Below are 14,621 nucleotides of genomic sequence, written 5' to 3'. Positions count from 1 at the left end.
CGGAGCGGCTCAGCCGCTCGGGTGCAGCTCGATCGGCAGGCTCTGCAGGAAGCGGAAGTTGATGCTGTCCAACCGCTGGAGCCGGGGGGCCGTCAGCCGCAGTTCGTCGGTCCTGCGCAGCAGGGTGGAGACGGCGATGTCCACTTCGACGAGGGACAGCGCGGCGCCGAGGCAGTAGTGGATGCCGTGCCCGAAGGAGAGGTGGTCGTTGGCCTTGCGCGTCACGTCGAGGGCGTCCGGGTCCGCGTAGCGCAGCGGGTCGCGGTTGCCGGCTCCGAGCACCAGGGTGACCGACTGCCCCTGGCCGATCCGGTGCCCGTCGGTCTCGAAGTCCTCCAGCGCGATGCGGGTGGTGAACTGGACCGAGCTGTCGTACCGCAGGAACTCGTGCGCGGCGTTGGCCGACAGCTCCGGCTCCTCGCGCAGCCGCTTCGCCTGCTCGGGATGGTCGATCAGCGCGAGGACCGCGTTGGCGATCAGGTGCGTGGTGGTGGCCTGTCCGGCGTCGATGAGCAGCAGGAAGTTGGCGAACACCTCGTCGTCGGTGAAGTCGCCCGTCGCGACCCGGTCGGCGATCACCTCGCTGAACCGGTCGACGGCGGTGCCCGCCCGGCGCTGTTCGGCGACGCGGTCGAACGCCTCGCGCAGGGCCTCCAGCCGACCGAACTCCCGGTCAGACTGGCTGAACAGCTCGTGCAGCAGGCTCTGCCAGTTCTCCAGCAGGTGGGCGGCGTCCGCCGGGACCCCGGAGAGGTCCGTGATCAGACCCCGGGTCAGCGGCTCCGCGTAGTCCTTGACGACGTCGAGCGTGCCGCCGCCCTCCTCGGCCGCCCTGGCGAGCAGCTCGTCGGCCAGTCGCTGCACCGCCGGGCGCATGGACTGGACGAACCTCGGGGTGAGACCCGGCTTGATCAGGCCGCGCAGCCGGGTGTGCCGCGGCGGCTCGTTGAACAGCATCATGTCCGAGAGGGGACGGGCCAGCGGCTCCATCTCGGCCTGTGCGGCCGGCGGGAGCTGCTGGTGGAAGTCGCGTATGCGGGCGCCGGACAGTCGGCGGTCCTTGCCGAGCCGAGTGATCGTGGCGTGGTCCAGGACCACCCAGCTGCGCATCATGTCGTCCCAGTGGACGGGCCCGCGCTCGCTCCGGATGCGTCGGTACAGGGGGTAGGGGTCGGCCGCCCACTCGGGACGGAAGCCGTCCAGCAGGCTCAGGGCTGTGTCGCCGGGCAAGAGATGTCCTCGCTTGTTGTTCGAAGGATCCGGAAGGGGGGTGTGACGGTGTGTCAGGCGAGGTGCTCGGTGAGCACGGCACCGATCCGGGCGATCGGCCCGGGCCGGGTCATCTCGCCGTGCGTGCAGTCGAGGTCGTGGCGCCGCACCGGTCCCGACGCGTACGGCTGCCAGTCCTCGGGCTCCGGCGCGCCGTCGGGGCGGCCGCGTGCGGCGGTGAAGTGGAGCAGCTCCCCCCGGTACACGCCTGCGGCGCCGAGCCGGGCCAGCCGGTCGTTGGCGGCGAACACCGCGCTCAGCGCCCGTACGCGCTCCGTGTCGAGCCCGGAGAGCGGGCTGCCGTCGGCGTGCAGGACGTCGAGGAAGCGGGCGTGGTCCAGCGGTTGGTCCGCATCGGCCGGATCGGCCGTGTGCCCGAGGGATTCGAGGAGCACCGCCAGCGTCCGAGGCGCGTCGGCGGTCAGCTCCGGGCCCGTCGGCCCCGTGCTGCCGGGATAGCTGTCGAGCAGGGCGAGCAGCTCCACCTCCTCGCCCTCGGCCTGGAGCTGTACGGCGATGGCGTGTGCGACCACGCCGCCGAAGGACCAGCCGAGCAGCCGGTACGGACCCGTGGGCCGGACGGCCCGGATCTCGGCCAGGTAGTCGGCGGCCATCTCGGCCACCGTCGCGGGCAGTTCGCCGGGCCGGGTCAGACCGCGCGCCTGGAGGCCGTAGACCGGGGAGTCGGCGGGCAGATGCCGCAGCAGGCCCGCGTACCCCCAGCTGATGCCGGCCGCCGGGTGGACGCAGAACAGTGGTGTGCCCGAGCCACGCGGCCGCAACGGCAGCAGCACTCCGAGCGAGTCGTCGGTGCCTCCGGATTCCAGCCCAGCGGCCAGCGCGGCCACCGTCGGCCGGGCGAACAGGTCCCGGACGGTGACCTCGATGCCGAGTGTGGTGCGGATGCGGCTGGTGAGGCGGGTGGCGAGGAGGGAGTGTCCGCCGTTTTCGAAGAAGTTGTCGTGGGTGGTGATGGTGGGGTGGTTGAGGACTTCGGCGAAGAGGGTGGTGAGGATTTCTTCTCGGGGGTTGCGGGGTCGGTGGGCGGGTTGAGCGGTGGTGTGGGTGTGTTGGGGGGCGGGGAGGGCTTTGCGGTTGATTTTGCCGTTGGGGGTGAGGGGGAGGGTGTCGAGGATGACGATGGTGGTGGGGATGAGGTGAGTGGGGAGGTGGTGGGTGAGGGTGTTTTTGATGTGGGTGGGTGTGGTGGTGGTGTCGTTGGTGACGGCGTAGGCGATGAGGCGGGGGTCGCCGGGGGTGTCTTCGCGGAGGGTGGCGGTGGCGGCGTTGACGGTGGGGTGGGTGAGGAGGGCTGCTTCGACTTCGCCGAGTTCGATGCGGAAGCCGCGCAGCTTGATCTGGTCGTCCACGCGCCCCACCGACTCCAGTCGGCCGTCCGCGCACCAGCGCGCCAGGTCGCCCGTGCGGTACATGCGCTCGCCGGGCTCGAACGGACTCGCCACGAAGCGGCCGGCCGTCACCCCGGGGCGGCCCAGATAGCCCCGGGCGAGAGAGACGCCCGATACGTACATCTCGCCGATCACCCCTCGGGGCACCGGCCTCAGGTGCTCGTCGAGTACGTGGATGCGGGTGTTCCAGATCGGCCGGCCCAGCGAGACCGAGTCCCCGGTCAGCGCCTGGCCGGGCTCGACGCGGAACTCCATGCAGCCGACCGTGGTCTCGGTCGGCCCGTACTCGTTGACCACCGTCACCCCGGGGTTCTCCCGTCGCCAGGACTCCAGGGCGCCGGTCAGCAGCAGTTCCCCGCCCAGCGACAGCGTGCGTGACGGCGCCACCCCCTCCGGCGGCGACAGCAACGGCAGATGACTCGGGGTCGCCTTCACGAACGACACCTCGGTCCCGCCTGCCGCCCCGGCCTCCAACTCGCCCAGGCAGACGGTCCCGCCGCTGATCAGCGGCGCGTACATCCCCGTCACGGAGAGGTCGAACGCTGGCGAGGAGTGCAGCAGCGTGCGTTCCTCCACGCCCGGGTACGCCTGCACGGCCCAGCTCAGGTAGTTCACCAACGACTCGTGGGTGACGACGACGCCTTTGGGTTGGCCGGTGGAGCCGGAGGTGTAGATGACGTAGGCGGGGTGGTGGGTGTGGGTGGGGATGTTGGGGTTGGTGTGGGGGTGGTGGGTGTGGTCTTGGGTGAGGGTGTCGGGGGTGATGGTGAGGAGGGGTTGGGCGTCGTTGAGCATGTAGGTGATGCGGGGTTGGGGGTATTGGGGGTCGATGGGGAGGTAGGCGGCTCCGGTTTTGAGGATGGCGAGTTGGGCGGTGATGAGGTCGGGGGTGCGGGGGAGGGTGAGGGCGATGAGGTGTTCGGGTCCTGCGCCTTGGGTGATGAGGTGGTGGGCGAGTTGGTTGGCTCGGGTGTTGAGTTCCGCGTATGACAGTGATTCGTTCTGGAAGACGAGTGCGGTGTGGTCGGGGGTGCGGGTGGCTTGGGCTTCGAAGAGTTCCGGCAGGGTGGTGGGGGGTTGGTGGGTGGTGGTGTTGTTCCAGTGGGTGAGTTGTTGGTGTTCGTGGGGGGTGAGGAGGTCGATGGTGTTGATGTGGGTGGTGGGGTTGGTTGCGGTGGTGGTGAGGACGTGCAGGATGCGGTTGAGGAGTTGTTGGGCGGTGGTGTGGTCGAAGAGGTCGGTGGCGTATTCGAGGGTGGCCCGCAGCCCTTCCCCCTCCCCGGCCTCGGTGAAGAACAGCGCCAGATCGAACTTGACGGACTCCCACCCGAACGGCTCGGGCACGCCGTCGACACCCGGCAGTTCCAGCCGCGTCTCGCTGGCGCCGTCCAGCTGAACCAGGACCTGGAAGAGCGGATTGCGGGCGAACGACCGTGCGGGGTTGAGGACTTCCACCAGTCGTTCGAAGGGCACGTCCTGGTTCTCGAAGGCGCCGAGGTCCACTTCCCTTACGCGGGAGAGGAGTTCGCCGAAGGTCGGGTTGCCCGACACGTCCGTACGCAGCACCAGTGTGTTGAGGAAGCAGCCGACCAGGTCCTCCAGCGCCTCGTCGGTGCGCCCGGCGACCGGTGTGCCGAGCGGGATGTCGGTGCCTGCTCCCAGCCGCGAGAGGGTGGCGGCGAACGCGGCCTGGAGGACCATGAACAGGGTGACGCCGTGGTCCCGCGCCACACCCAGCAGCGCCGCGTGGGTCTGTGCGTCCACTCCGGACCAGACCGTGCCGCCCCGGTGGGACGCCACTGCGGGGCGGGGGCGGTCGGTGGGCAGGGTGAGTTCTTCGGGGAGGTCGGCCAGTGTGTCGCGCCAGTAGGTGAGTTGGCGGGAGAGGACGCTGTCGGGGTCGTTCTCGTCGCCGAGCAGCTCGCGCTGCCACAGGGTGTAGTCGGCGTACTGGACGGGCAGCGGCTCCCAGTCGGGAGCGCCGCCCGCCTGGCGGGCGGCGTAAGCCTGGGTGAGGTCGCGGAACAGCGGGGCCATCGACCAGCCGTCGGTGGCGATGTGGTGCAGCACCAGCAGCAACACGTGCTCATCGGGACCGAGTTCCAGGAGCTCGGCGCGGAGCGGAAGCCCGGTCGCGAGGTCGAAGCCCCGGCCCGCCGCCTCCTCCAGGGTCTCGCGCAGCGCGTCCTCCGTACACGCGCTCACCCGCAGCGGGACATGCGCGTCGGCACCCTCGGCGACCCGTTGGACGGGTACGTCGCCCACTTCGGGGAATGACGTGCGCACCACCTCGTGCCGGGTGGCCACGTCGTTGATCGCGGCCTCCAGCGACGCCACGTCCAGCGGCCCGCGCAGACGCAGCGCGAGCGGACTGTTGTAACCGCCGTCGAGCTCGTCGAGCGCATGGATGAACCAGAGGCGCTGCTGTGCGAAGGAGAGCGGCGGTTCGCCGTCGCGAGGCATCGCCGTGAGCGTCGGCCGCCGGGCCTTGTGCGCGTCCAGGACGCCGTCGAGCGCGCTGACGCAGGGGTGGTCGAACAGGTCGCGGACGGTGACCTCCACGCCGAGCGCCGTGCGGATCCGGCTGATCAGACGGGTGGCGAGCAGGGAGTGCCCGCCCAGCTCGAAGAAGCCGTCGTCGATGCCGACCGCGTCGATGCCGAGGGCGTCCGCGAAGAGCGCGCAGAGGATCTGCTCGCGCGGGGTGCGCGGTCCCCGGCCGTTCGGCGCGGCGTCGAACTCCGGGGCGGGCAGGGCCCTGCGGTCCAGCTTTCCGTTCACGGACAGCGGCAGCGCCGTCAGCGCGACCACCGCCGCGGGCACGAGGTGCGCCGGAAGCCGCTGCGCGGTGAACTCCCGTACCACACCAGGCAGTTCGTCCCGGCCCGCTCCCTCGGTCGGCACCACGTAGGCCACCAGCAGGGTGTCCCCCTGGGGAGCCCTGCGCGCGACCACGGCCGCCTGCGCCACCTGCGGGTGGGCGGCCACCGCGGCCTGGACCTCGCCCGGCTCGACCCGCTGGCCGCGGATCTTCACCTGATCGTCCACCCGGCCCAGGTACTCCAGGCTGCCGTCCGTGCGCCACCGCGCGACGTCCCCGGTGCGGTAGAGCCGGGAGCCGGGCGGCCCGGACGGGTCGGCGACGAAGCGCTCGGCCGTCAGCCCTGCCCGCCCGGCGTACCCGCGCGCCAACTGGACGCCCGCCACGTACAGTTCACCGCGCACGCCGACCGGCACGGGACGCAGCGATCCGTCCAGGACGTGTGCCCTGGTGTTGGCGATCGGCGCGCCGATGGGCACCGGCCCCGCCGTCTGGTCCGGGAGACACTGCCAGGCCGTGACGTCCACCGACGCCTCGGTGGGGCCGTACAGGTTGTGCAGCTCGGTGCCCGGCAGCAGTTCGAAGAACCGCGTCTGCGTCGGCAGCGGCAGCACTTCGCCGGAGCACACCACGCGGCGCAGGCCCACGCACCGTACGGCCGTCGGCTCGGCCAGGAACGCGTCCAGCATGGACGGCACGAAGTGCGCCGTGGTCACCGCCTGTTCGCGCACCAGCGCGGCGAGGTAACCCGGGTCGCGGTGCCCGCCTGGCCGCGCCACGACCAGCGCCGCCCCGTGCAGCAGCGGCCAGAAGAACTCCCAGACCGATACGTCGAAGCCGAACGGTGTCTTCTGCAGCACCCGGTCGTCGGCCGTCAGCCCGTAGCGGGACTGCATCCAGGCCAGCCGGTTGACGATTCCCTCGTGCGGCACGACGACGCCCTTGGGGCGCCCGGTCGAGCCCGAGGTGAAGATGACGTACGCGGGATGGCCGGGCAGCAGCTCCCCGGACCCCGACCCGGACCCCGACCCCGGCCCCGACCCGGGCTCGGCCGGGTCCAGCGTCCCGGCGGGCAGACCGGCGAGTGACGCGACGGTCGCCGGGTCGTCCAGCGTGATCCGCGGCCGGTCCCGGGGCAGCGCCGCACCGAGCGCCGTCGTCGTCAGCACGGCGGCCGCGGCGGCGTCGGTGAGGGTGAGCTCGATCCGCTCGGCCGGGTACTCCGGGTCGACCGGCAGGTACGCGCCGCCCGCCTTGACCACCGCGAGCAGGGCGACCACCAGATCGACGCCCCGCTCCAGGCAGACGGCCACCACCGACTCCGGGCCGACGCCCCTCTCCCGCAGGAGCCGCGCCAGCCGGTTCGCCCGCGCGTCCAGCTCCTCGTACGACACCGTCAGGCCCTCGAACACCACGGCCGCCGCGGTCGGCGTGCGGGCCGCCTGGGCCTCGAACAGGGCAGGCAGCGTCGTCGGTACGGGCGCCCCCGACGTGTCGTTCTCCTGCGACTTGCCGTTCTCCTGCGACGCGTCGTTCTCCTGTGACGTGTCGTTCCACCGGGTGAGCTGCTCCCGTTCGCGCTCGGTCAGCAGGTCGACCGCGCCGATCCGGGCGCCGGGGTCGGCCGCCACCGACTCCAGTACCCGCACCAGACAGTCGAGGAGCCACTGCGCCGTATCCGGGTCGAACAGTTCGGCGGCGTACTGGAGCGAGGCGGTCAGGCCCCGCGCCGTCCCCGCGCCGTCGCGCACCTCGGCGAAGAACACGCCCAGGTCGAACTTGGCGGCGCCCCAGCCGAACTGCTCGGGCACGGCCTCGACCCCCGGCAGTTCGAGGCGCGCGTCACCCAGGTCCTCCAGCTGTACGAGGACCTGGAAGAGCGGGTGCCGGGCGGCGTGCCGGGCCGGGTTGACCGCCTCGACCAGCCGCTCGAAGGGCACGTCCTGGTTCTCGAAGGCGCCCAGGTCCACCTCGCGGACGCGCGCCAGTACGTCACGGAAGGCGGGGTTGCCCGACAGGTCGGTGCGCAGCACGAGGGTGTTCACGAAGAAGCCCACCAGCGGGTCCAGCGCCTCGTCGGTGCGCCCCGCCACGGGCGTCCCCACGGGGATGTCGGTGCCCGCGCCGAGCCGTGTCAGCAGCACGCAGGCTGCGGCCTGGAGCACCATGAAGAGCGTCACCCCGCACTCGCGGGCCAGCTCCACCAGCGCGCCGTGCACCTCGGGGTCGATCTCGGCCCATACGAGGCCGCCCTGGTGGGTGGCGGATTCGGGGCGGGGGCGGTCGGTGGGCAGGGTGAGTTCTTCGGGGAGGTCGGCCAGTGTGTCGCGCCAGTAGGTGAGTTGGCGGGAGAGGACGCTGTCGGGGTCGTTCTCGTCGCCGAGCAGCTCGCGCTGCCACAGGGTGTAGTCGGCGTACTGGACGGGCAGCGGCTCCCAGTCGGGTGCCTGCCCGGCGAGGCGCGCCCGGTAGGCGTGGGCGAGGTCGTGGAGCAGCGGGGCCCAGGACCAGCCGTCGGTGGCGATGTGGTGCAGTACGAGCAGCAGCACCGACTCCTCGGGGCCGGTCGCCAACAGCATTGCCCGCAAAGGGAGTTCCGTCGCCAGATCGAAGGGGACACGGGCCTCGGCGTCCAGCGCGTCCGCCAGGCCGGCCGGTCCGCAGGGCGTGACGGCCAGTTCGACCGTCGCCGTCTGCTGGGGGACAACCAGCTGGTACGCCTCTCCGTCGGCCTCGCCGAACACCGTGCGCAGCGCCTCGTGGCGGCCGACCAGGTCGTTGACCGCGGCGCCCAGCGCCGACGCGTCGGCCGACCCGTGCAGCCGGAGCGCCATCGGGGTGTTGTAGGTGCCGCTCGGGCCCTCGAAACGGTGGATGAACCAGAGCCGTTGCTGGGCGAACGACAGCGGTGTGCGCTCGGGGCGCGGCACGGCCCTCAGCGCCGGGCGTAGCTCGGCGTTCCCCGCCAGGTTCTCGGCGAGCCGTGCGGGCGTCGGACCCTCGAAGAGATCGCGAATGCTCAGCTCGATGCCGAGTGTGGTGCGGATGCGGCTGGTGAGGCGGGTGGCGAGGAGGGAGTGTCCGCCGTTTTCGAAGAAGTTGTCGTGGGTGGTGATGGTGGGGTGGTTGAGGACTTCGGCGAAGAGGGTGGTGAGGATTTCTTCTCGGGGGTTGCGGGGTCGGTGGGCGGGTTGAGCGGTGGTGTGGGTGTGTTGGGGGGCGGGGAGGGCTTTGCGGTTGATTTTGCCGTTGGGGGTGAGGGGGAGGGTGTCGAGGATGACGATGGTGGTGGGGATGAGGTGAGTGGGGAGGTGGTGGGTGAGGGTGTTTTTGATGTGGGTGGGTGTGGTGGTGGTGTCGTTGGTGACGGCGTAGGCGATGAGGCGGGGGTCGCCGGGGGTGTCTTCGCGGAGGGTGGCGGTGGCGGCGTTGACGGTGGGGTGGGTGAGGAGGGCTGCTTCGACTTCGCCGAGTTCGATGCGGAAGCCGCGCAGCTTGATCTGGTCGTCCGCGCGCCCCACGAAATCGAGCTGTCCGTCGGGGCGTCGGCGTACCAGGTCGCCCGTGCGGTACATGCGCTCGCCGGGCTCGAAGGGACTTGCCACGAAGCGCTGCGCGGTCAGGCCGGGGCGTCCCAGATAGCCCCGGGCCATGCCGGGACCTGTCACGTACAGCTCGCCGACGACGCCCACCGGCACCGGTCGCAGGTGTGCGTCCAGGACGTGGGCCCGGGCGTTCTGGATCGGCCGTCCGATCGGCGGAACGGCCGAACCCTCCAGGGGCTCGCTCATGGTGGCGCACACGGTCATCTCGGTGGGGCCGTACGCGTTGATCAGCCGTCGCCCCGGCGCCCAGCGGCCGATCAGCTCGCCGGGAGCCGCTTCACCGGCCAGCACCAGGGTCACCCCCGGGGGCAGGCTGTCGGCGGGCTGCTGTGCCAGGGCAGCCGGAGGCAGCGTGAGGTGGGTGACGCCCTGCCGGGCCACCAGGTCCGTCAGCGGCTGCCCCGGCATCAGCTCCTCGGCGGGGGCCAGCACCAGGGTGGCTCCGGTCAGCAGCGCCGTGGCCCACTCGGAGACCGAGGCGTCGAAACTGGGCGACGCGAACTGGAGCACCCGGCTGCCCGGCCCGATCCCGAACCGCTCGGCCTGCGCGCCGACCAGGCCCGCGATGCCCTGGTGGGTGACGACGACGCCTTTGGGTTGGCCGGTGGAGCCGGAGGTGTAGATGACGTAGGCGGGGTGGTGGGTGTGGGTGGGGGTTTCCGGGTTGGTGTGGGGGTGGTGGGTGTGGTCCTGGTCCATGGTGGGGGAGTCCAGGACGAGGAGGGGTTGGGCGTCGTTGAGCATGTAGGTGATGCGGGGTTGGGGGTATTGGGGGTCGATGGGGAGGTAGGCGGCTCCGGTTTTGAGGATGGCGAGTTGGGCGGTGATGAGGTCGGGGGTGCGGGGGAGGGTGAGGGCGATGAGGTGTTCGGGTCCTGCGCCTTGGGTGATGAGGTGGTGGGCGAGTTGGTTGGCTCGGGTGTTGAGTTCCGCGTATGACAGTGATTCGTTCTGGAAGACGAGTGCGGTGTGGTCGGGGGTGCGGGTGGCTTGGGCTTCGAAGAGTTCCGGCAGGGTGGTGGGGGGTTGGTGGGTGGTGGTGTTGTTCCAGTGGGTGAGTTGTTGGTGTTCGTGGGGGGTGAGGAGGTCGATCGTGTTGATGTGGGTGGTGGGGTTGGTTGCGGTGGTGGTGAGGACGTGCAGGATGCGGTTGAGGAGTTGTTGGGCGGTGGTGTGGTCGAAGAGGTCGGTGGCGTATTCGAGGGTGGCCCGCAGCCCTTCCCCCTCCTCGGCCTCCGAGAACGTCAGCCCCAGGTCGAAGACGGATCGATCCCAGCCGAGCTCCACGAACTCGGCCCTGACACCCGGCAGTTCGAGGTGCGCCTCGCCGGTGTTCTGAAGCTGGAGGTGGACCTGGAAGAGCGGATGCCGGGCGCCGTCCCGCTCCGGATTGAGCATCTCCACCAGTCGCTCGAAGGGCACGTCCTGGTTCTCGAAGGCACCGAGGTCCACTTCCCTTACGCGGGAGAGGAGTTCGCCGAAGGTCGGGTTGCCCGACACGTCCGTACGCAGCACCAGTGTGTTGAGGAAGCAGCCGACCAGGTCCTCCAGCGCCTCGTCGGTGCGCCCGGCCAGCGACATGCCGAGCGGGATGTCGGTGCCTGCCCCCAGCCGCGACAGGGTGGCGGCGAACGCTGCCTGGAGGACCATGAACAGGGTGACGCCGTGGTCCCGCGCCACATCCAGCAGTGCCGCGTGGGTCTGTGCGTCCACTCCGGACCAGACCGAGCCGCCCTGGTGGGACGCCACCTCGGGACGGGGGCGGTCGGTCGGCAGCGGCAGCTCACCCGGCAGATCGGCCAGCATGCCGCGCCAGTAGTCGAGTTGGCGGGAGAGGACGCTGTCGGGGTCGTTCTCGTCGCCGAGCAGCTCGCGCTGCCACAGGGTGTAGTCGGCGTACTGGACGGGCAGCGGCTCCCAGTCGGGTGCCTGCCCGGCGAGGCGGGCGGCGTAGGCGTCGGTGAGGTCGCGGAACAGGGGGGCCATCGACCAGCCGTCGGTGGCGATGTGATGCAGCACCAGCAGCAGCACGTGCTCGTCCGGGCCGGTCGCCAACAGCCGTGCCCGCAGCGGAAGTTCCTTCGCCAGATCGAACGGGTCGCCCGCCGCTCCGGCCAGCACACCGGCCAGGCCCGCCTCGTCGCACTCCTCGACAGGCAGCCCGAAGGCCACCTCGTCCAGTTCCCGTAGTTCCCGTACGTGCTGGTACGGCTCGCCGTCGACGTCGGGGAAGACGGTGCGCAGCGCCTCGTGGCGCTCCAGGAGATCCACCAGGGCGGCTCGCAGCGCCGCCGTGTCCAGTGGCCCGCGCAGGCGCAGGGCGATCGGGCTGTTGTAGCTGCCGTTGGGGCCCTCGAAGCGGCTGGCGAACCACAGGCGTCGCTGTACGGGTGACAGGGGAATCATGGGGACGGTGGCTCCTTCTGACGCGTGCGACTGGCGCGTGCAACCGACGGGTGCGACTGACGGGTGCGACTGATGGGTGCAACTGGCGCGAGCGCGGGAACGGCCACGATCTCCGCCGCCTTTCTCCGTTCGATCTCCAGCGCATCAACGAACGGGCCCCTGACCCGCACCGACCGGCCATCGGACGCGGATCGAAAGGAGATCGGCGGCCGGGACCCTGCGGGGGAAGCGATCCAGCCCCGTACGGAAGGCACTTTCCATGACCTCTGCTCCGACCAGATCCGGTCCGGCCGAGGAACGGTCCCTGCCGTTGCTGGTCACCCCTCCGCAGCCGGGCGCCGACCTCGTCTCCTGGGCGGCCGGGGCGCGGCGGGAGCTGCGCGCGGACCTCCAGCGGCACGGCGCACTGCTGCTGCGCGGCTGGGAGGTCCCCTCGGTCGCCGTGTTCGAGGAGTTCCTGCGCACCGCGATCGGTGAGCCCCTCGCCTACGAGCTGCGCTCCTCGCCCCGCCACGCGGTCGCCAACAACGTCTACACCTCGACCGACCACCCCGCCGACGAAGCGATCTTCCTGCACAACGAGCAGTCGTACGGGCACGTCTGGCCGCGCTGCATCGCCTTCCACTGCGTGACCGAACCGGCCACCGACGGCGCCACGCCCATCGCCGACCTGCGTGCCGTCACACGCCGGATCGACCGGGAGACCGCCGCGCACTTCGCCGACGGCTACCAGCTCGTGCGCCACTTCCACGAGGGCATGGGCCTGTCCTGGCAGACGGCGTTCGGCTGCGAGTCCCGCGAGGAGGCCGAGGAGATCTGCGCGCGGCACGACATCCGCTGCGAGTGGCTGGACGACGGGCTGCTGCGCACCCGCCAACTGCGTCCGGTCACGGCCGGGCACCCGGCGACGGGCGACGAACTGTGGTTCAACCACCTGGTGTTCTTCCACCCGACGACGCTCGCGCCGGACGTCCAGGAGGCCCTGCTCTCCGCGTTCCCCGCCGACCAGCTCCCGTACGACACGCGGCACGCCGACGGCTCGCCGATCGACCCCGCCGTCGTCGCCCGCCTGCGCGCCGCGTACGAGGCGGAGAGCGTCAGGTTCTCCTGGCGCCGGGGCGACATCCTGGTCCTCGACAACATGCTGACCTCCCACGCGCGCGAGCCGTACACCGGTGAGCGCCGGATCGTCGTCGCCATGGCCGAGGCCGTCGAGCGCGCGGGGGCCCGCTCATGAGCGAGAGCGAGAGCGAACTCGAAAGCGGGATCAGCAGCGGGAGTGGCGATCTCCGGCAGCCCACCGACGTACTGGAGCTGCTGCGCCTCGCGGTACGGAGCGATCCGCACCGGATCGCCGTGCACGGCCCCGACGGCACCTGGGACTTCGCACAACTCGACGAGCAGACCCTTCGCCTCGCGGCCGCGCTGTCCGCCCGGGGCGTGGGACGCGGTGCGCGGGTCGGCGTGTGCCTGCCCCGCGGCGGCTCCCTCGTGGTGGCGATGCTGGCCGTGTGGCGGGCCGGGGCGGCCTACGTGCCGCTGGACCCGCACCATCCGCGCCGCAGGCTGGCGGAGGTGGCCGGCCGGGCGGGGCTGCACCTGCTGATCGCCGAGGACGACGGGGGAGACGGCACGGGACCCGCCCCCCTCGGCGTACCCGTGCTGATGCCGGGCACGCTCGACGGGCACGCGCCGCACGACACTCCTCCCGTACGATCCGATCCCCTGGATCCGGCCTACGTCATCTTCACCTCCGGCTCCACCGGCACCCCCAAGGGCGTCGAGGTCACCCGGGGCGGCGTCGCCTCCCTGGCCGCGTCCCTGGAGCAGGCCGGGGTGTACGCGGAGCATCCGCGCGTGGTCGCCTGGAACGCGGGGGTCGCCTTCGACGCCTCGGTCCAGCAGTGGATCCGGGTGTGCCGGGGCGACACCCTGGTCGTGCTCGACGAGGCGGACCGGCTGCACCCCGAGCGGCTGGCCGCCGTGCTGGACCGCCACCGGGTCGACGACCTCGATCTGACGCCCTCGCACTGGGAGTTGCTGCGCGACGTGCTGCTCGCACCGCGCCCGGACGGCCGACGGCTGCGGCTGCTGATGGGCGGCGAACCGGTGCCCGGGCACACCTGGCGGGAGCTGGCCGCCGCCACCCGGCGAGGCGTCCTGGAGGCGGTCAACCTCTACGGCCCCACCGAGTGCACCGTCGACGCCACCGCCGCGTGGATCACCGGCGACGCCCCCACGATCGGCCGCGAGCTGCCCGGCGTGCGGCTGTACGTCCTGGACGACGAACTGCGCCCGGTGCCCGAAGGGGAGCCCGGGGAGATGTTCCTCGCCGGCCCCCGGCTGGCCAACGGCTATCTGCATCGTCCGGCACTGACCGCGCGGCACTTCCTCGCGGACCCGTACGGCCCGCCGGGCACCCGGATGTACGCCACGGGCGACCGGGCGCGCCACCGGCCGGACGGCGCGCTGGAGTTCCTCGGGCGCCGCGACCGCCAGGCGAAGATCCGGGGCTACCGGGTCGAACTGGGCGAGGTGGAGCGGGTCCTGGAGGGTGCGCGGGACGTGGCGACCGCGCACGTCGTGCCGCGCGGGGCGGGTGCGGCCGACGCCCGCCTGGTCGCGTACGTCACCGGGGCGGGTTCGGCCCCGCCGAGCGCCCAGGGGCTGCGGCGGTACGCGGCCGACGTGCTGCCCGACTACATGGTGCCCACCTCGTTCGTCGTGCTGACGACCATGCCGCTGACCGCCAACGGCAAGATCGACACGGCGGCCCTGCCCGAGCCGCAGGAGGACGCGCCGCCCACGGCAGGGAACGCGGGAAGTGCGGGGAACGCCGAGGACACGGCGGCGTTCACGGCCGAGCTGTGGTCCACCGTCCTGCGGCAGGAGGTGGTCGAGCCCCACGACGACTTCTTCGCGCTCGGCGGCCAGTCCCTGGCGGCCCTGCGGGTCCTGAAGAAGCTCAAGGACGGCCTGGGCCTGCCCCTGTCGATCAAGGACATCTACCGGTACCCCGTCCTCGCCGACCTGGTCGCGCACCTCGAATCGCTGCGCGCGCAACCGGCCGACAACTGATCACCCCATCCGCACCCCATCCGAGAGGGACGT

General features: G+C 71.6%; 4 protein-coding genes. 2 read left to right on the top strand and 2 right to left on the bottom strand.

What is annotated here, in order from left to right; genetic code table 11:
* Positions 1 to 9: 9 nt before the first annotated feature.
* Both OG897_RS14765 and OG897_RS14760 read right to left on the bottom strand, forming a co-directional pair.
* A complete protein-coding gene (locus tag OG897_RS14765; protein WP_266656932.1) occupies positions 10 to 1,230 on the bottom strand; it encodes a cytochrome P450 in 1,221 nt (406 codons plus the stop codon).
* Between the two features lie 53 nt (positions 1,231 to 1,283).
* A complete protein-coding gene (locus OG897_RS14760; RefSeq protein ID WP_266656930.1) occupies positions 1,284 to 11,510 on the bottom strand; it encodes a non-ribosomal peptide synthetase in 10,227 nt (3,408 codons plus the stop codon).
* 259 nt (positions 11,511 to 11,769) lie between these two features.
* Here OG897_RS14760 and OG897_RS14755 point away from each other — a divergent pair, with 259 nt between their 5' ends.
* On the top strand, positions 11,770 to 12,747 hold the full coding sequence (locus OG897_RS14755) for a TauD/TfdA family dioxygenase (RefSeq protein WP_266656928.1): 978 nt from the start codon (positions 11,770 to 11,772) through the stop codon (positions 12,745 to 12,747).
* Positions 12,744 to 14,588 (top strand): non-ribosomal peptide synthetase, encoded by a 1,845-nt coding sequence (locus OG897_RS14750; RefSeq protein ID WP_266656926.1) that lies wholly within the window; start codon positions 12,744 to 12,746, stop codon positions 14,586 to 14,588. Before OG897_RS14755 ends, OG897_RS14750 begins: the two co-directional genes overlap by 4 nt.
* Positions 14,589 to 14,621 lie beyond the last annotated feature (33 nt).

Origin of the sequence: Streptomyces sp. NBC_00237, from assembly GCF_026342435.1 — a bacterium.
Classification (GTDB): Bacteria; Actinomycetota; Actinomycetes; order Streptomycetales; family Streptomycetaceae; genus Streptomyces.
This window is presented reverse-complemented; position numbering and strand designations above follow the sequence as displayed.

Bases quoted from the DNA above. Each gene is read 5' to 3' on its own strand.
- OG897_RS14760 (WP_266656930.1), bottom strand. From the start codon at position 11,510: ATGATTCCCCTGTCACCCGTACAGCGACGCCTGTGGTTCGCCAGCCGC.
- OG897_RS14755 (WP_266656928.1), top strand. From the start codon at position 11,770: ATGACCTCTGCTCCGACCAGATCCGGTCCGGCCGAGGAACGGTCCCTG.
- OG897_RS14750 (WP_266656926.1), top strand. From the start codon at position 12,744: ATGAGCGAGAGCGAGAGCGAACTCGAAAGCGGGATCAGCAGCGGGAGT.